Source organism: Microbacterium terricola, from assembly GCF_027943945.1.
Lineage (GTDB): Bacteria > Actinomycetota > Actinomycetes > Actinomycetales > Microbacteriaceae > Microbacterium > Microbacterium terricola.
In genome coordinates this window covers 1,612,090-1,629,542 of the sequence record NZ_AP027141.1, presented here as the reverse complement: position 1 = coordinate 1,629,542, position 17,453 = coordinate 1,612,090, and the positions used below count along the sequence as shown (strand labels likewise).

The 17,453-nt window shown below is 71.1% G+C and carries 16 protein-coding genes; 8 read left to right on the top strand and 8 right to left on the bottom strand.

The genetic code is table 11. The annotated features are described in order from the left end of the window. Positions 1 to 19: 19 nt before the first annotated feature. Positions 20 to 1,045, bottom strand: coding sequence for a lipoyl synthase (gene lipA / locus Microterr_RS07660; protein WP_263798567.1), 1,026 nt, complete (start codon positions 1,043 to 1,045; stop codon positions 20 to 22). Beyond that, on the bottom strand, positions 1,042 to 1,680 hold the full coding sequence (gene lipB, locus Microterr_RS07655; protein ID WP_263798568.1) for a lipoyl(octanoyl) transferase LipB: 639 nt from the start codon (positions 1,678 to 1,680) through the stop codon (positions 1,042 to 1,044). The genes lipA and lipB overlap by 4 nt, the downstream gene beginning before the upstream one ends. A gap of 86 nt (positions 1,681 to 1,766) precedes the next feature. Here lipB and Microterr_RS07650 point away from each other — a divergent pair, with 86 nt between their 5' ends. The 4 genes from Microterr_RS07650 to ffh all read left to right on the top strand — a co-directional run bounded on the left by Microterr_RS07650 (position 1,767) and on the right by ffh (position 5,562). Further along, positions 1,767 to 2,753 (top strand): TetR family transcriptional regulator, encoded by a 987-nt coding sequence (locus Microterr_RS07650; RefSeq protein WP_263798569.1) that lies wholly within the window; start codon positions 1,767 to 1,769, stop codon positions 2,751 to 2,753. Positions 2,754 to 2,818: 65 nt separating this feature from the next. Further along, positions 2,819 to 3,499, top strand: a complete 681-nt coding sequence (locus tag Microterr_RS07645) for a hypothetical protein (protein ID WP_263798570.1) — start codon at positions 2,819 to 2,821, stop codon at positions 3,497 to 3,499. Continuing rightward, positions 3,496 to 3,996, top strand: a complete 501-nt coding sequence (locus Microterr_RS07640; protein ID WP_263798571.1) for an RNA polymerase sigma factor — start codon at positions 3,496 to 3,498, stop codon at positions 3,994 to 3,996. Before Microterr_RS07645 ends, Microterr_RS07640 begins: the two co-directional genes overlap by 4 nt. Before the next feature lie 12 nt (positions 3,997 to 4,008). After that, complete coding sequence (gene ffh, locus Microterr_RS07635; protein ID WP_263798572.1) at positions 4,009 to 5,562, top strand: signal recognition particle protein; 1,554 nt, start codon at positions 4,009 to 4,011, stop codon at positions 5,560 to 5,562. Between the two features lie 25 nt (positions 5,563 to 5,587). Here the strand turns inward: ffh and Microterr_RS07630 are convergent, their stop codons facing one another. From Microterr_RS07630 to Microterr_RS07605, 6 genes are all read right to left on the bottom strand, one after another. Beyond that, the gene (locus Microterr_RS07630) at positions 5,588 to 6,487 is read right to left on the bottom strand and encodes a siderophore-interacting protein (protein ID WP_263798573.1); all 900 of its coding nucleotides are present in this window, start codon (positions 6,485 to 6,487) and stop codon (positions 5,588 to 5,590) included. A gap of 3 nt (positions 6,488 to 6,490) precedes the next feature. Beyond that, complete coding sequence (locus tag Microterr_RS07625) at positions 6,491 to 7,345, bottom strand: ABC transporter ATP-binding protein (protein WP_263798574.1); 855 nt, start codon at positions 7,343 to 7,345, stop codon at positions 6,491 to 6,493. Beyond that, the gene (locus Microterr_RS07620) at positions 7,342 to 8,421 is read right to left on the bottom strand and encodes a FecCD family ABC transporter permease (protein ID WP_263798575.1); all 1,080 of its coding nucleotides are present in this window, start codon (positions 8,419 to 8,421) and stop codon (positions 7,342 to 7,344) included. Before Microterr_RS07620 ends, Microterr_RS07625 begins: the two co-directional genes overlap by 4 nt. Beyond that, positions 8,418 to 9,404 (bottom strand): FecCD family ABC transporter permease, encoded by a 987-nt coding sequence (locus tag Microterr_RS07615; RefSeq protein WP_263798576.1) that lies wholly within the window; start codon positions 9,402 to 9,404, stop codon positions 8,418 to 8,420. The genes Microterr_RS07620 and Microterr_RS07615 overlap by 4 nt, the downstream gene beginning before the upstream one ends. 62 nt (positions 9,405 to 9,466) lie before the next feature. After that, a complete protein-coding gene (locus tag Microterr_RS07610; protein ID WP_263798577.1) occupies positions 9,467 to 10,507 on the bottom strand; it encodes an iron-siderophore ABC transporter substrate-binding protein in 1,041 nt (346 codons plus the stop codon). Between the two features lie 105 nt (positions 10,508 to 10,612). Beyond that, positions 10,613 to 11,773: a glutamate--cysteine ligase gene (locus Microterr_RS07605; RefSeq protein ID WP_263798578.1), complete on the bottom strand. Its 1,161-nt coding sequence runs from the start codon at positions 11,771 to 11,773 to the stop codon at positions 10,613 to 10,615. A 191-nt stretch (positions 11,774 to 11,964) separates the two neighbouring features. On the opposite strand from Microterr_RS07605, the gene rpsP reads away from it, so the two are divergent. The 4 genes from rpsP to Microterr_RS07585 all read left to right on the top strand — a co-directional run bounded on the left by rpsP (position 11,965) and on the right by Microterr_RS07585 (position 17,361). Next, the gene (gene rpsP / locus Microterr_RS07600) at positions 11,965 to 12,390 is read left to right on the top strand and encodes a 30S ribosomal protein S16 (protein ID WP_263798580.1); all 426 of its coding nucleotides are present in this window, start codon (positions 11,965 to 11,967) and stop codon (positions 12,388 to 12,390) included. A 4-nt stretch (positions 12,391 to 12,394) separates the two neighbouring features. Beyond that, positions 12,395 to 12,625, top strand: coding sequence for an RNA-binding protein (locus tag Microterr_RS07595; RefSeq protein ID WP_243075040.1), 231 nt, complete (start codon positions 12,395 to 12,397; stop codon positions 12,623 to 12,625). Between the two features lies 1 nt (position 12,626). Beyond that, positions 12,627 to 13,268 (top strand): ribosome maturation factor RimM, encoded by a 642-nt coding sequence (gene rimM, locus Microterr_RS07590; protein ID WP_263798581.1) that lies wholly within the window; start codon positions 12,627 to 12,629, stop codon positions 13,266 to 13,268. A 103-nt stretch (positions 13,269 to 13,371) separates the two neighbouring features. Then, positions 13,372 to 17,361 carry a bifunctional nitrate reductase/sulfite reductase flavoprotein subunit alpha gene (locus Microterr_RS07585; protein ID WP_263798582.1) on the top strand — a complete coding sequence of 1,330 codons (3,990 nt, stop codon included), beginning with the start codon at positions 13,372 to 13,374 and terminating at the stop codon, positions 17,359 to 17,361. Positions 17,362 to 17,453: the final 92 nt, after the last annotated feature.

Below are 17,453 nucleotides of genomic sequence, written 5' to 3'. Positions count from 1 at the left end.
GCGGTGTCAGCAGCCGCGCTCAGACAGCCTGTGCGAATCCGTCGCCGGCCTGGACGATGTCGCGGGCGAGGTGCCCGAGCTGCGGCGGGATGTCGCGTCCCTTCGAGATCATCGACTGGGCCCACAGACGCCCCGCGCGGTAGGACGACCGCACCAGCGGGCCGGCGAGCACCCCGAGGAACCCGATCCGCTCCGCCTCCTCCTTGACCGAGACGAACTCGGCCGGGGTGACCCATCGGGCGACCGGAAGATGCCGGGGTGACGGACGCAGATACTGCGTGATCGTGATGATGTCGGTGCCGGCATCGTGCAGGTCGCGCAGCGCCTGGACGACCTCCTCGGGCTCCTCGCCCATGCCGAGGATGAGATTCGACTTCGTGATGAGGCCGGCGCCGCGCGCCTGCGTGAGCACGTCGAGCGAGCGCTCGTAGCGGAACGCGGGGCGGATCCGCTTGAAGATGCGGGGCACGGTCTCGACGTTGTGCGCGAAGACCTCGGGCCGGGCGTCGAACACGTCGGCGAGCAGGGCGGGATCGCCGTTGAAGTCGGTCGCGAGGAGCTCCACGCCGGTGCCCGGATTGTCCGCGTGGATGCGCCGCACGGTCTCGGCGTGCAGCCAGGCTCCGCCGTCCGGCAGGTCGTCGCGGGCGACACCCGTCACCGTCGCGTACCGCAGCTGCATCCGCGCGACGCTCTCGGCGACCCGTCGCGGCTCGTCCGTGTCGTAGTCGGCAGGCTTGCCCGTGTCGATCTGGCAGAAGTCGCAGCGGCGCGTGCACTGCGAGCCGCCGATGAGGAAGGTGGCCTCGCGATCCTCCCAGCACTCGTAGATGTTGGGGCAGCCGGCCTCCTGGCAGACCGTGTGCAGCTGTTCGGTCTTCACCAGCGCCTGCAGAGCCTGGTACTCGGGCCCCATCCTCGCCTTCGTCCTGATCCACTCGGGCTTGCGCTCGATCGGGGTCTCGGCGTTGCGCACCTCCAGGCGCAGGAGCCGGCGGCCTCCGGTCGGCGGAGTGGCGGCTGGGCCGGTCGCACAGCCGCTCATGCGGCGACCCCTGCGTAGGCCGCACGGAAGACCCTCGCGACGGTGGGCAGGACGTCGGCGGGGGAGAGCCGGCGGGCTGTGACCTCGCTGACGGTCGTGACTCCGGCATCCGAGATCCCGCACGGGACGATCCCGGCGAACGCCGCCAGCGAGTTGTCGCAGTTGAGCGCGAAGCCGTGCATCGTGACGCCGCGCTGCACCCGCACCCCGATGGCGGCGACCTTGTCCTCCGACAGCGGGCGGCGCACCCAGACGCCGCTGCGCCCCTCGACGCGATACCCGTCGACCCCGTGCTCGCGGAGGACCTCGATCAGCAGATGCTCCAGCGTGCGCACGTGCGCGACTACGTCGATGGGCTCGGGCAGGCGCACGATCGGATAGCCGACCAGCTGGCCGGGGCCGTGCCAGGTGATCTTGCCGCCCCTGTCGACATCGACGACCGGCGTGCCGTCGGTCGGCCGCTCGTGCCGTGCCGTACGCGCGCCGGCGGTGTAGACCGGCTCGTGCTCCATGAGCAGGAGCGTGTCGTCGCGGGTTCCTGCGACGACGTCCGCGTGCACGCGCCGCTGGAGCTCCCATCCCTGCTGGTAGGGCACGAGGTCGGGCGACAGCCCGACGGTGTCGATCTCGAGCACGATGCGATTCCCTTCGACCGGGTTACTGGACGCGATCCAACAATACGCCCGACGGCCGTACCCCGGCGCCGCCCTACGCTGGACCCATGACAGTGGGACGACCGAAGGCCTCGTCGCGCGAGACCCTGGCCGAGGCCGCGTGCGAGCTGTTCCTGGAGCAGGGCTATGAGGCCACCTCCGTCGGCGACATCACGCGCAGAGCGGGTGTGAGCCGGTCCAGCTTCTTCAACTACTTCTCATCCAAGGCGGACGTGCTCTGGGGCTCGTTCGATGAGCGCCTGGATGCGGTCGCCGCCGACCTCACCGGGTCGGACGCGCCCGTCGCCGAAGTCCTCCGTGCGCTCACGATCGGGTTCGCGCCCGACAGCCTGGCCCTCGCGATCGCGAACGCCGACATCATGGGCCTGGACGCCGAGCTCGAGCGGGAGCGCGCCGTGCGGCAGCGGCGACTGGAGCGGGCCGTCTCGGCGAGGCTGGCCCGCGACAGCACAGACAGCACAGACAGCACAGACGGCGCCGTCGGCGCCGCCGGGCTCGCGTCCGACGTGGCGGCCGCGGCATACGCGGGCGCCCTGCTCGCGGCCGTGTGGCGCTGGGCGGAGAGCGGGGCGGGTCGCACGGACCTCGCCGACCTCGTCCGCACCGCGCTCGCGCTGGTGCCGCACCCGGGCGGGGCGGTGCGGCAGCTGCGGCTCGTCGTGCAGGCGGACGACTTCGACGGCGCGCTCGCGTTCTACCGCGACGTCGTCGGGATGCCGCAGTCCGAGGCGTACGAGGCGGACGGCGGCGCGCGGGTCGCGATCCTCGATGCAGGCAGGGCGACCCTCGAGATCGCCAATCCGGCCCAGGTCGCGTTCATCGACGGCGTGGAGACCGACGGGGACGCCCCGAGCGAGCGTCTGCGCCTCGGACTGGAGGTCCCGGACACTGCCGCCGCCGTCGAGCGCCTCGCCGCGGCCGGCGCGACGGTCGAGGCATCAGTCCGCGAGACGCCGTGGCGCTCGCTCAACGCGCGTCTTCGCGGACCCGCCGACCTGCAGCTCACGATCTTCCAGGAGCTCGACCAGGAGTGACGCGGGGACGAAACGCCCGATGCCGGACACGTACGGGGTGAGACACCCCTGACGATGGAGGCACCATGACCCCCGACCTGCTCGACGATCTGCTCGATCGCTCCGCCCCCGCGACGCGTGCACCGCGTGACGCGGAGCTGGCGACCATGATCGCGGAGGCGCGCGCGGAGCGTCCCCGGCCGAGGCGGCGACGGATCGCCCTCGTCTCGGGCGTGCTCGCGGTCGTGCTCGTCAGCGGTGCCGGCGTCGCCGCGGCGACCGACGGGTTCAGCTGGGGGCCCTGGGCGCAGCATCCGGTTGGGGCGGTGCCGTTCACGATGCCGAACGGATTCGCCTGCGAGCTGCGGTTCTCGCCGTACTCGGGCGGCTCGGACGCCGCGTTCGTCGCCGAGGTCAACCGCACGCTCGAGGACTGGTATCGCTCGACGGATGTCGTCGCCGCGGCGACGCCGCTCCTGCCCGCGATGCGCGAGCACCTCGCCGATCTGGCGGCGGAGTCGGCCGCCGATCCCGGCGCGGACATGTCCGTCCTCACCCCCGCAGAGCGTGCAGATGAGATCGAGCATCGCGCCTGGGCGGCGGAGTGGATGGCGTGGGAGTGGGTCGTCGGCGACCTCGAGACGCAGGCGCTCCGGCATGCCGGCTACCGCATCCCCGACGACCGCCTGGCCGGCACCGAACGCGTCGGGGGGATCCAGTGCCTCGACCTCGACGGGCAGCCCTATGTGCCGGGCGCCGGGTCGTGAGCCGCGACGACCGGCGGCTCACGGCGGCGCTGGCAGCGGCATCCCCCGATCTCCTCGCCTACCTCCAGCGACGCGTCGGCCTCGATGACGCCCCCGACCTGCTCGGCGAGACGATGGTGGTCGCGTGGCGCCGAATGGACGACCTTCCCGTCGAGCCGGAGCGCGCCAGGATGTGGCTCTTCGGCATCGCCCGCGGCACGCTGCTGAACCACGCGCGGGGCACCCGCCGGCGGTGGGCGCTGGCCGACCGCATCCGCGGTGACCTGGCGACGGATGCGGTCGCGCCCGGCGCCGACGACGGCGCCGAGGTCCGTGACGCGATCGCACGGATGGATCCGGATCTCGCCGAACTCGTGCGGCTCGTGCACTGGGAGCGGTTGAGTCTCGCCGAGGCGGCCGAGGTGCTGGCGATCCCCGCGTCCACCGCGCGGGGCCGCTATGCGCGAGCGAAGGAGGAGCTTCGCGCGGTGCTCGGGGCGCCCGCATCCCTCGCGTAAACTTGCCCCATCATGGCGACTTTCGGCACCCTCTCCAACCGGCTCACCGAGACCTTCCGCAACCTCCGCAAGAAGGGGCAGCTCACCCCCGCGGACATCGACGGCACGGTCCGGGAGATCCGGCGCGCGCTGCTCGACGCGGACGTCGCGCTGGTCGTCGTCAAGGAGTTCACCGGGAAGGTGCGCGAACGCGCCCTCGGCGACGAGGTGAACCGGGCGCTCAACCCGGCGCAGCAGGTCGTCCAGATCGTCAACGAGGAGCTCATCGCGATCCTCGGCGGCGAGCAGCGCCGCCTGCAGTTCGCCAAGACCGCGCCGACCGTGATCATGCTCGCGGGACTCCAGGGCTCCGGCAAGACCACGTTCGCCGGCAAGCTCGCCAAGATGCTCGAGAAGGACGGTCACACCCCGCTCCTCGTCGCCGCCGACCTGCAGCGGCCGAACGCCGTCAACCAACTCCAGGTCGTGGCGCAGCAGGCCGGTGCGGCCATCTACGCACCCGAGCCGGGCAACGGGGTCGGCGACGCCGTGCAGGTCGCCCGTGCCGGCGTGGAGACCGCGCGTCGCCAGCAGCACGACATCGTCATCATCGACACGGCCGGTCGCCTCGGCGTCGACGCGGCGCTGATGAAGGAGGCCGCCGACATCCGCGCGGCCATCCAGCCCGACGAGGTGCTGTTCGTCATCGACGCGATGATCGGACAGGACGCGGTGAACACCGCGAAGGCCTTCCAGGAGGGCGTCGACTTCACCGGCGTCGTGCTGTCGAAGCTCGACGGCGACGCCCGCGGCGGCGCGGCGCTCTCGGTCGCCTCGGTCACCGGCCGCCCGATCATCTTCGCGTCGACCGGCGAGGGGCTGGACGACCTCGAGGCGTTCCACCCCGACCGCATGGCCTCACGCATCCTGGACCTCGGCGACATCCTCACCCTCATCGAGCAGGCCCAGTCCGCCTTCGACGAGGAGGAGGCGCGCAAGGTCGCCGAGAAGCTGGCGACCGACCAGTTCACGCTCGAGGACTTCCTCGAGCAGATGCAGCAGTTCAAGAAGATGGGCTCGATGAAGAAGATGCTGGGGATGCTCCCCGGCATGGGCTCGATGAAGCAGCAGCTCGACGACTTCGATGAGCGCGAGATCGACCGCACCGAGGCCATCATCCGCTCCATGACGCCGGGTGAGCGCCGCAACCCCAAGGTGCTGAACGGCTCGCGGCGCCTGCGCATCGCGCGCGGCTCCGGCATGACCGTGACCGACGTCAACCAGCTGGTGCAGCGCTTCGAGCAGGCGGCGAAGATGATGAAGACCGTCGCCCGCGGCGGTGTCCCCAACATTCCGGGCATGGGCCCCATGGGCGGCAAGCCGGGCGCATCGAGCAAGCGCGGCAAGCAGCAGAAGGCCAAGGGCTCGCGATCGGGCAACCCGGCCAAGCGGGCGGCCGAGAACGCCGGCATCGCCGCTCAGACGCCGCAGGGGCCTGCGGGATCTGGCTTCGGCCTGGGCGCCGCCAAGGGCGCTCCGACCGAGGCCGACTTCGCCGAGCTGCAGAAGCTGCTCGGGAAGGGCTGATCGAGGCCCGAGCGGCTGAGCCCGCTCAGTTCTCGGCGCGGCCCATACGCCAGTAGCCCATGAACGCGACCGCCCTGCGGTCGACGCCGAGGTCGGCGACGAGGTGGCGGCGCAGCGACTTGATCGCGCCCGCCTCGCCCGCCAGCCAGGAGTACAGCGGGGCGCTCTTCAGCGCGGCGCCGCCCTTGGCCGTCCGAGGGACCTCCCAGAGGATGCCTTCGTCGATGTCGACCTCCTCGACCTCTGCGCCGCGACCGGCCGGAGCGAGCCGGGCGGCCGCATCCTGCACCGCGGCGACGAGGTGCGCGTGCCGGTCGCCGGCGCCGCGCGCGGCGACGAGCATCTCGAAGCCGGGGTGGGCGGGAAGGTAATCGGCGTCGGCCGGATCGGGGACCTCGACGACGACGACGCCGGTGGCCTCGGGCGGCAGCTGCTCGAGGATCACCGCGATCGCGGGGGCAGCGGTCTCGTCGCCGGCGAGGAGGTAGTTCTCCGTGCGCGCGGGAGGCACGAAGTCGATGCCGAAGCTCACGCCCTCCAGCGCCGTCGTCGGCGCGAGCAGCAGCACCTCGTCGCCGACGACCGCGTCCTGGATCCACGCGGAGGCGGGACCGGAGACCTCGTGGGAGACCATGTCGACGTCCACCTCGAGCGGGTCCCGGCGAACCGCACGGGTCGTGTACGTGCGGAACGGGGGCCGACGCTCCTCCGGCAGCTCGCGCCACAGGGTGTACCAGTCGTCGCCCCCGGGCATGTCGTCGAGGCTCGCGGACCCGGTGGGGAAGACGATCTTGATCCGCTGGTCGTACCCGGGGTCGCCGTAGACGGCGAGGTCGTCGCCGGCGAACGTGAACCGCCGGAAGCTCGGGGTCACATCGGCGATGCGCGCGACGCGCACGCGGAAGAAGGAGTAGTCGCCAGCCAAGGTTCAGCCTGCCTGTTCTGTGGGATCGGTCAGGGGGAGCGCGGCGCCGAACGCCGCATCGCGGACGTGATGCCTGCCGCGTGGCAGGACCATCGGAGCACCTGAGACGGGGTCGGCGATCACGAGCGAGTCGAGCTCGTAGACCTCGCGGATGAGCTCGCGGGTGAGCACCTCGCCCGGTGCGCCGCTCGCGATAAGCCGGCCTCCGCGCAGCGCGAAGATGTGGTCCGCGTACCGTGCGGCCAGGTTGACGTCGTGGAGCACCATCACGATCGTGGTGCCGGACGCGCGGTTGAGGTCGGTGAGAAGGTCGAGGACCTCGACCTGGTGCGTGACGTCCAGGAATGTCGTCGGCTCGTCGAGCAGGAGCACGCCCGTCTCCTGCGCGAGTGCCATCGCGATCCAGACCCGCTGGCGCTGCCCGCCGGACAGCTCGTCGACGGGGACGTCGGCCAGTTCCGCGACGCCGGTGGCTTCGAGAGCCGCGACCACCGCGTCCTCGTCCGCGGCGGACCAGGACCGGAACAGCTTCTGGTGCGGGTGCCGGCCACGGGCGACCAGGTCGGCCACGGCGATGCCCTCCGGTGCGATCGGAGACTGGGGGAGCAGTCCGAGCGTGCGAGCGAGATCCTTCGTCGGGATGCTGTCGATCCGCCGACCGTCCAGCACCACCGCACCCTCCTCGGGCGTGAGGAGCCGGGCCATCGTCTTCAGCAGCGTCGACTTGCCGCAGGCGTTCGCACCGATGATGACGCTGATCGCGCCGCTCGGCACGGTCAGGTCGATGCCGTGCACGATCGTGCGATTCCCGTAGCCGGCGACGAGGGCGTTCGCCTCGAGGGTGTGCTGGACGGTCACGAGAAGCCTCCGTTGCGGTTCGTGCGGATGAGCAGCGCGATGAGGAAGGGCGCGCCGAGGATGCCGGTGATGACACCGACGGGGAACGACGTGTCGAACGCGAACTGCCCGATCAGGTCGGCAGCCAGCACGAGCGCTGCGCCGGTGAGCGCGGCGGGCACCGCCGTCGCGCTGCCGGGGCCTACCAGTCGCGCCGCGATGGGGCCGGCCAGGAAAGCCACGAAGGCGATCGGGCCCGTGGTGGCCGTGGCGAACGCGGCGAGGGCCACCGCGCACAAGATCAGGGCGACACGGGTGGCGTCGACGCGCACGCCGAGCGAGGAGGCCGCGGCGTCGCCGAGCTCCAGCATCCGCAGATTCCGGCCGAGCACCACCAGCACAGGCAGGAGCACCACGACGGCGCACAGGAGCGGCAAGAGGTCCTGCCACCGCGAGCCGTTGAGGCTGCCGGTCAGCCACCGCATCGCGACGGGGATGTCCCAGGCGCTGGCCTTCAGGAGCAGGTACGACACGACGCCGTCGAGCAGGGCGCCCATGCCGATGCCGATGAGGATGAAGCGCCCGCCGACCGAGTCGGGCGATCGGGCGAGGAGGTAGATGGTCAGGGCGGTGGCGAGTCCGACGACCAGCGCCAGCACGGTGACGCCGAGGCCGCTCCAGCCGAGCACGAGGATCGCGAACACCGCCGCGGCGCTCGCCCCGGCCGTGATGCCGATGATGTCGGGGCTCGCGAGCGGGTTGCGCAGCATGGTCTGGAACGTCGAGCCGGCGAGGCCGAACGCCATACCCGCGAGCACCCCGGTGACGGCGCGCGGGAGGCGCAGCGTGCCGACCGTGAAGGAGGCGCCCGGCACCTTCTCGCCGAGGATGACGCGCCAGATCTCGTCGAGCGAGTACAGCGTCTTGCCGACGGAGACCATGGTGATGAAGAGGGCGACGACGGCCACGAAGAGCACCACCGTCACGAGGAGACGCCGACGGGTGCGCCGCGCGCGGCCATCGGCGATGCGCGCCCGGGTCCCGTCGAGGCGGGCGGGGGCCGGCGTCGTCGGGCGGGCGGTGTCGGTGGCGGTCACAGTTCACGCACCTTCGAGCTGCGCGCGATCGCGATGAGCACGGGGGCGCCGATGATCACGGTGACGATGCCGGCCTCGAGCTCGCCTCCGCCGACGGCGCGTCCGGCCAGACGGCCGATGACGTCGGCGAGGGTGAGCAGCACCGCGCCGCCCACGGCTGACAGGGGGAGCACCCAGCGCTGGTCCGGTCCGATCAGCAGGCGCACGGCGTGCGGGACCATGAGTCCGACGAAGGCGATCGGCCCGGCGACCGCCGTCACGGCGCCGCACAGGACGACACCGGCGATGGCGGCGAGCAGACGCGTGAGGCCGACGCGGACGCCGAGGCCGGCGGCGACCTCGTCACCGAGGGCGAGCGCGTTCAGCGGGCCGGCGACGGCGAAGCCGAGGGCTGCGGACAGGAGCAGGAACGGTGCGACCTGCTCCATCGCGCTCCACTCCGCGCCGCTGACGCCGCCGACCTGCCAGAAGCGGAACACCGTCATCACCTCGAGGCGCGGCAGCAGGATCGCGCTCACCAGCGAGGAGAGGGCGGCGCTGATGGCCGCGCCGGCCAGCGCGAGCTTGATGGGGGTCGGGCCACCTCGGCCCACGGCGCCGACCGCGTACACGAAGGCCGCCGCCAGTGCGGCGCCGAGAAGTGCGAGCCACAGGTACTGGGTGAGGGTGGAGATGCCGAGATACGCGATCCCGGCGACGACGAAGAGCGCGGCGCCCATGTTGACGCCGAGGATGCCAGGGTCGGCGAGCGGGTTGCGGGTGAGCGCCTGCATGAGGGCGCCGGACAGTCCGAGTGCCGCACCGGCGAGCAGCGCCAGCACGGTGCGGGGGATGCGTTCGCGAACCGCGATCGCGGAGATGGCGGTGTTCGAGGGGTCCGTCAGGCCGTCCCAGACGTCGGAGAGGCTCACGTCGCGGGCCCCGAGGGCGAGCGACAGCGCGATGCACACGACGAGGGCGGCGACGCTGAGACCGATGCTCATGGCCCGGCGGCGGCCCGCCCTCGGTGCGAGGGCGGGCCGTCGTGGAGCCGTGGCCGTGCGGGTCACTCGACCTTGTCGGCGGCGGCCGCGATCAGTCCGAGGTACTCGTCCAGGCCCCACTCGAGGGAGAGGGCCGACGGGGGCGAGACGGCGGAGGCCAGGGGGGTGCCGTCCTCGATGAAGACGACCGAGCCGCGCTCGACCGCCGGGATCGTGCCCAGCAGGGGGTCGGCCTGCAGCTGCTCGAGCAGGTCGGCCGTTCCGTAGCTGAACAGCACGTCGACATCGTCGAGCTGGTCGACGTTCTCGGCGCTGATGTCGACGTAGAAGGTCTCGACGCCCTTCGAGAGCGCGACGACGCTGGGCGCGTGCACGAGCCCAAGATCCTCGAGGTAGGCGGCGCGGGAGTCGATCGTGGTGTAGACACCCACCGTGCCGAAGTCGGTCGGGTTGATGTACGTCCACGCGGCCGTCAGGCCCTCGATCTGGGGGTGGGCCGCGACGCCCTCGGCGATGGTCGCCTCGAGGTCGGCGACGAGCTGCTCGCCCTCCGCCGGCAGGCCGATGCCCTGCGCGTTGGTGAGGATCGTGTCGCGCCAGCTCGTGGCCCAGGACAGCCCGGGGAAGGGCACGGTCGGCGCGATCTCGCTGAGGGTCTCGTACTCCTCCTGCGTCACGCCGGACAGCGCGGCCACGATCACGTCAGGTGCGGCATCGCTGATGCCCTCGAAGTCGATGCCGTCGGTCGTGTCGAAGAGCACGGGAGCGTCTCCGCCGAGTGCGTCGAGCGCATCGGACGTCCACGGCAGCACCCCGTCGCCGTCATCGTCCCCGTAGGTCTGCGTGTCCATGCCGACCGGAACGACACCGAGCGCGATCACGGCCTCCGCGTTCGACCATCCGATCGCGGCGACGCGCTCGGGCTGCTCCGTGATGACGGTCTCGCCGTAGGCGTGCTCGATGGTGATCGGGAACTCGGTGGACGCCTCGGGTGCGTCACCCGCGGGGTCGTCTGCGGTGCTGCCGCTGCTGCTGCTGCAGGCGGTGAGGGCGGCTGCGGTGACCAGGGCTGCAGTGAGGGCGAGTGCTCTCTTCGTGCGCACGAGGATGCCTTTCATCGAGAGGCGGATGCCTCAGGTGGGGAAGGGGAGACTTTGAGGTTAGCCTACCCTCACCCAGTTCGACGAGTCAGCCGGTGTCAGCGGGTGTCAGCGCAGCGTCGCGAGGTGCTCACGGAGTGTCGGACCCGCACGGAATTCCCTGATCAGGTGCTGGACGACCTCGCGCAGGTCTCCGTCCGCCGCATCGGCGACACGCAGCTGCCGGGCGTAGCTTGCGCCCTGCGAGACGATCGTCTCCAGACCGGCGAACTCGCGCGCGCACTTCAGATCGGCGGCGACGTCTTCGATCCGCGCCATCGTCTCGCGCAGGTGGTCGGCGACGAGGCGCTGGGTTCCGTCACGGTCGACGATGATCCTCGCGTCCATGCCGTAGCGCGCAGCACGCCACTTGTTCTCGCGCACGAACCACGGTGGCAGGGTCGGCAGCGTCTCCCCTTCATCGAGGCGCCGGGAGAAGTCCTCGACGAGGGTCTGCACGAGCGCAGCGACGGCGGCGAGCTCTGGCAGCGTCGACATGCCGTCGCACGCCCGCACCTCGATCGTCCCCCAGCGGGGTGCGGGGCGGATGTCCCACCGCACCTCCGTGGCGTCGGCCATGACGCCGGTGCGCGTCATGTCGTCGAGATACCCCTCGAACTGCGCCCAGTCCTGCAGCGGCCACGGCAGCCCGGCGGTGGGCAGCTGCTGGAAGACGAGCGCGCGATTCGATGCGTACCCGGTGCGCTCGCCCGCCCAGAACGGGCTGGAGGCCGACAGCGCCTGAAGATGCGGGAGATAGACGGCCAGGGCGTTGATGATCGGGAACACCTTGTTCACGTCGTCGACGCCGATGTGGACGTGGATGCCCCAGATCATCATGTTGCGTCCCCACCACTGGGTGCGCTCGATGAGCGTGTGATACCGGGTCTTGTCGGTGACCTGCTGGTCGTACCACTGTGCGAACGGGTGACTCCCCGCGCACAGCAGCTCGATCTCGCGCGGATCCGTGACGGTGCGGACCGCGGCGATCGCGTCGGCGATGTCGTCGGTGGCCGCCGCGACGGTGTCGCCGATGCCGCTCGTCACCTCGACCGTATTGGTCAGCAGCTCGCCGGTGATGGTGAACCGCTCGAGGTCCGTGGCATCCTCGAGGGCCTCGGTGACCTCCGGGCCGCGGGGGACGAGGTCACCCGTACGGGCGTCGGCGAGCATGAGCTCCCACTCCAGCCCCACGGACGAGCGGGAAGATGTCGCGAAGGGCACCGTCATCCGCTCAGTCTGGCATGGGGGCCGCCCGCGACACGCGGTTCGCGGCACGCGTCGTCATCTGGCAGAATAGAGGGTCGGACGCCGTGCTCGACCCTCTATCCAGCACAGCAGTCCTCCTCTGAGCTTCCGCCGGGTGTGCACCCCACGCTCCAGGCGATCGGTTCGATCCCTTTCACACATTCAGGAGAATCGTGGCTGTCAAGATCCGTCTCAAGCGCCTGGGCAAGATCCGTGCGCCGTACTACCGCATCGTCGTCGCCGACTCGCGCACCAAGCGCGATGGTCGTGTCATCGAGGAGATCGGCAAGTACCACCCGACCGAGGAGCCCTCGTTCATCGAGGTCGACTCCGAGCGCGCGCAGTACTGGCTGTCCGTCGGCGCCCAGCCGACCGAGCAGGTGCGCGCCCTCCTCAAGCTGACCGGCGACTGGGGTCGCTTCAAGGGCGACAAGAACGCCGTCTCGACGGTCAAGGTCGCCGAGCCCAAGCCCGCGTTCGAGATCGACGCGGCCAAGAAGTCGGTCATCAAGCCCAAGGCCGAGAAGAAGGCCGAGGCGCCCGCCGCCGCCGACGACGCGACCGAGTCGGCTGCCGCCGACGAGTCCGCCGAGGCGTAGTCCGTTGCTGGCCGCCGCGCTCGAGCACGTCGTCAAGGGGATCGTCGATCACCCCGACGACGTCCGCATCCACTCGTCCACGTCGCCGCGAGGCGACGTCCTCGAGGTGCACGTGCACCCCGACGACCGTGGTCGCGTGATCGGGCGCGGCGGACGCACGGCCAAGGCCCTGCGCACGCTGATCAGCGCGCTGGCCGACGGCCGGCGCGTCCGCGTCGACGTCGCGGACGACTGACGTGGCCGACTCACCGGCCCGACCCCCCAAGACCCCCCGCACCCAGCTGCGCGTCGGCAGACTCGTCAAGGCGCACGGCCTCAAGGGCGCGCTGAAGCTCGAGCTCTACACCGACGACCCGGACGGCCGTTTCGTGCCGGGCGCAGCCTTCACGCTGCAGGTGCCCGAGTCGTCGCCCTGGCACGGCAAGACCCTCACAGTGCGCGAGTTCCGCTGGATGAACACGCACCCGGTCGCCTTCTTCGAAGGCGTCGACGACCGCGACGCGGCGGAAGAGCTCGTGCGCGCCATCCTCTGGATCGACCAGGATGCTGCGGCCGCACCGGCCGAGGACGACGCCTGGTACGACCACCAGCTGGTCGGACTCGATGTGGTGCGCGACGGCACGGTCGTGGGCCGCGTCACCCGCGTCGACCACTTCCCGGCCCAGGACCTCCTCATCGTCCGCCCGACTTCAGGCGACGACGACGCCGAGATCCTCGTGCCGTTCGTCAAGGCCATCGTGCCGGAGGTCGATGTCGCCGCCGGCCGCGTGATCGTCACCCCGCCCGCAGGACTCTTCGAGGACCTCGCCGACGACGAGCCTGCGGACGCACCGGCCGACTCTCCCGGTGCGGCGGCACCGACCGCCGACGAAGCCTGAGTTCTTCTCACACCCGCTCCCCGGGTGTAATGCGCTGAATGTGACCTGCGTGAAACACGCAGGGAAACGTCCCGGAACGTCGGGCGCGGATCATGGCTGAGGCATGGACCTTCCCATCATCGGCGCGTCGCAACAGGGCATCACGGCGGGTACGACCCGCACCGTCTGCTCATACTGCGGCGTGGGATGCGGGATGACTGTCACGACCGCGTCCACGGGCGTCGGCGGAAGCCCTGCCATCGTCTCGGTCGCCGGTGACGGGCACCACCCGAGCAACGCAGGCCGACTCTGCACGAAGGGCGCCACCCATGCGGAGCTGATGGCGGCGCCGGGCCGGATGACGACCGCCTTCGTGCGCCCGGAACGCGGTGACGATCCGGTGCCTGTGCCGGTGGAGACTGCGATCGAGGAGACCGCCGCGCGCCTGCGCGCGATCATCGACGAGCACGGCCCCGATTCCGTCGCGGTCTACGTGTCCGGACAGATGTCGACGGAGGCGCAGTATCTCTCGAACAAGCTCGTCAAGGGGTATCTGCGCAGCATCCACATCGAATCGAACTCCCGGCTGTGCATGGCGTCCGCCGGGACGGGGTACAAGCAGTCGCTCGGCGCCGACGGCCCGCCGGGGTCCTACGACGACATCGACCGCGCCGATCTGTTCCTGATCATCGGCTCGAACACCGCGGACTGCCACCCGATCCTCTTCCTGCGGATGGCCGATCGGCTCAAGCAGGGCGCGAAGCTGATCGTCGTCGATCCGCGCCGGACAGCCACCGCAGAGCGGGCTGACCTGTTCCTGCAGATCCGGCCGGGCACCGACCTTGCGCTCCTCAATGGGCTGCTGCACCTGCTCGTCGTCGACGGGCGGATCGATCCCGCGTTCATCGACGCCCACACCGAGGGTTGGGAGGCGATGCCGGACTTCCTCGCCGACTATCCGCCTGACGCGGTCGCCGCGGTCACCGGGCTCTCCGCCGACGACATCCGAACGGCAGCCCGCTGGATCGGCGAGGCGGGCGAGTGGATGTCGCTGTGGACGATGGGACTGAACCAGTCGACGCAGGGCACGTGGCACACGAACGCGCTGTGCAACCTGCACCTCGCGACCGGAGCCATCTGCCGCCCCGGCAGCGGCCCGTTCTCGCTCACCGGTCAGCCGAACGCCATGGGCGGGCGGGAGATGGGCTACATGGGTCCAGGTCTCCCCGGTCAGCGGTCGGCGTTCAACGCCGACGACCGCGCGTACACGGAGGGGCGGTGGGGGCTGCCTCCAGGCACCCTCCGCGCCGAGACCGGCGCGGGCACCGTAGATCTGTACCGGCGGATGGCGGCGGGCGAGATCAAGGCGGCCTGGATCATCTGCACCAACCCGGTGGCGTCCGTCGCGAATCGCGCGAGTGTGATCGCCGGGCTCGAGAATGCCGAGCTGGTGGTCGTGCAGGACGTCTACGCCGACACCGCGACAGCCGCATACGCCGACGTGCTGCTGCCCGCAGCGCTGTGGGTGGAGGCAGACGGGGTGTTCGTCAACTCCGAGCGCACGCTGACTCTCGTGCAGCGCTCGATCGACCCACCGGGCGACGCCCAGCCGGACTGGCTGCTGATCTGTCGCGTGGCGCAGGCGCTGGGCTTCGCGGACGGCTTCGACTTCGTGAGCAGCGCAGAGGTGTTCGACGAGCTGCGCGGGTTCTGGAACCCGCAGACCGGCTGGGATCTCCGTGGGGCCGACTACGGGCGGCTGCGTGAGACGCCCTTGCAATGGCCGGTGCCGCCCGACGACGAGGCGGTGCGCCACCCCATCCGCTACCTCAACGACGGCATCAGCCAGCACCTCCGCCGCGAGGCGGACGGGAGCGTGCCCGCGCTCGCGTTCGCCACGCCGACGCGCCGGGCGCGCTTCTTCGCCCGCCCGCACCTCGCCCCGGCCGACCTGCCGGACGACCAGCATCCGATGATCCTGAACACCGGTCGCCTCCAGCACCAGTGGCACACGATGACCAAGACCGGCCGCGTGAGCACGCTCGACCGGCTCAACCCGGAACCCTTCGTCGAGCTGCACCCCGATGACGCGCTCGTGCACGGCATCGCGGACGGCGACGGGGTGGAGCTGATCTCGCGCCGCGGCCGCGTCGTGCTTCCGGCCGTCGTGACCGACCGGGTGCGGCCGGGCACCTGCTTCGCGCCGTTCCACTGGAATGACGCGCACGGGGCCGACCTCACCGTCAACGCGGTGACCAGCGATGCGGTCGACGCCGAGTCGTTCCAGCCCGCGTTCAAGTTCGCCGCCGTCGCTATGCGGCGGGTCGAACCCGTGCTCACCGAGGCCGAGGACGCCTATGTCACCGGCTTCCTCGCTGCGGTCGAGGCACTGCGGGACGGCGGGGGACGGACGCCGTCGGTGCCCGCTGCCGCGCCGCTCGGCGCGCTCCCGCGCGCCTGGTTCCGTCGCGTCCTCTCCGAACAGGCACCTTCCGCCGCGCAGATCGGAGCCGGCGACGCGGTCACGGTGCTCTGGGGCTCGCAGACCGGCAACGCCGAGCAGGTCGCGGCCGCGTGCGCAGCCAGCCTGACCGCCCGCGGCATCCCGGCCCGTGCCGTCAGCATGCTCGACACGACGGCGAGCGATCTGAGCGGGATGCGGCGGCTTCTCGTGGTGACGTCGACCTTCGGTGATGGGGGACCGCCGGACAACGCCGCCGACCTCTGGTCGCAGCTCGCCGGCGACGCCGCGCCGTCGCTCGACGGCATCGACTATGCCGTGTTCGCGATCGGCGACCCGAGCTACGACGATTTCTGCGCGCACGGGCGCGGCATCGATGAGCGTCTCGGCGCCCTCGGTGCGACAGCGCTGCTGCCGCGTGTGGACTGTGAGCCCGACTCGGGGGCGCCGGCGGCGGCGTGGATCGACCGGATCGCCGGGGTCATCGGCGGCGCCGGGACCCCGACCCTCGACGCGCCCGCGCCCACTCGGCGGCTGTTCACGCGCGGCAATCCCGTCCATTCCGCTCTGACCGAAGACGAGCTGCTCAGCGGTGCGGGCTCCGCCAAGGAAGTACGGCGATTCGGCCTCGACATCGCCCACGTCGGCGCGGACTACGAGGCTGGGGACTCGCTCGGCGTGCTGTGCGCCAACACCGACGCGATGGTGGCGGAGTGGCTTGAGGCGACCGGGCTCCCCGGTCGTGCCGTGGTGACGCTGGACGGGGCGGAGTGGCTGCTGCGCGATGCGCTGCGCTCGCGCCTGGACATCACCCGGATCAGCGCCGACCTGCTCGGTTTCGTCGCGGCCAACAATGTCGATCCCGCGTTGGCGACGCTGCTGCGCCGGGAGAACAAGGGCCGCCTCGAGCAGTACCTGTGGGGGATGCAGGCGGTCGATCTGCTGCACGAATTCCCCGTGCGGGCTGACCCCGCGGACTGGCTCGCGGTGCTGAAGACCCTGCAGCCGCGCCAGTACTCGATCTCATCGAGCCCGAAGGCCCATCCTGACGAGGTGCACGTGACAGTCTCGGTCGTGCGCTTCACGACCGAGCACGGCAGGCGGCGCGGGGGCGTGTGCTCCACGTTCCTCGCAGATATCGCCGGCGCGACCGGCACTCCGATCTACCTGCAGAAGTCCCCGCACTTCCGGCCGCCGGACGATGCGGACGCGCCCATGATCATGATCGGCCCGGGGACCGGCGTGGCCCCCTTCCGAGGTTTCCTGCACGACCGGCGCGCCGACGGCCACACCGGCCGCAACTGGCTGTTCTTCGGCGAGCAGCACGAGGCGACCGACTTCTACTACCGCGATGAGTTCCTCGGGATGCGCGAGGACGGTCTGCTCACTCGTCTCGAGACCGCGTTCTCCCGCGACCAGCGGCAGAAGGTGTACGTGCAGGACCGGATGCTCGAGCACGGTGCCGAGCTCTGGCGCTGGCTCCAGGACGGCGCGCATCTCTACGTGTGCGGCGATGCGGCGCGCATGGCGAAGGACGTCGACGACACCATCGCCGTCATCGCCCAGCAGCACGGCGGGATGTCGGCAGACGATGCCGTGGACTACCGCAAGGGGCTCACCGCGGCTAAGCGCTACGTGCGCGACGTGTACTGACGCACAGGGAAGTGCCGCCCCGCAGCATCCACCCTCCTGCGCCGCATCCGCCATCCTGCGCCGCGTCCGCCCTTCGCCGCCGCGTTCACCAT

Excerpts from the sequence above, each read along its gene's own strand:
- Microterr_RS07585 (WP_263798582.1), top strand. The coding sequence starts at position 13,372 with ATGGACCTTCCCATCATCGGCGCGTCGCAACAGGGCATCACGGCGGGT.
- ffh (WP_263798572.1), top strand. The coding sequence starts at position 4,009 with ATGGCGACTTTCGGCACCCTCTCCAACCGGCTCACCGAGACCTTCCGC.
- Microterr_RS07605 (WP_263798578.1), bottom strand. The coding sequence starts at position 11,773 with ATGACGGTGCCCTTCGCGACATCTTCCCGCTCGTCCGTGGGGCTGGAG.
- Microterr_RS07645 (WP_263798570.1), top strand. The coding sequence starts at position 2,819 with ATGACCCCCGACCTGCTCGACGATCTGCTCGATCGCTCCGCCCCCGCG.
- lipA (WP_263798567.1), bottom strand. The coding sequence starts at position 1,045 with ATGAGCGGCTGTGCGACCGGCCCAGCCGCCACTCCGCCGACCGGAGGC.
- Microterr_RS07615 (WP_263798576.1), bottom strand. The coding sequence starts at position 9,404 with ATGAGCATCGGTCTCAGCGTCGCCGCCCTCGTCGTGTGCATCGCGCTG.
- Microterr_RS07650 (WP_263798569.1), top strand. The coding sequence starts at position 1,767 with ATGACAGTGGGACGACCGAAGGCCTCGTCGCGCGAGACCCTGGCCGAG.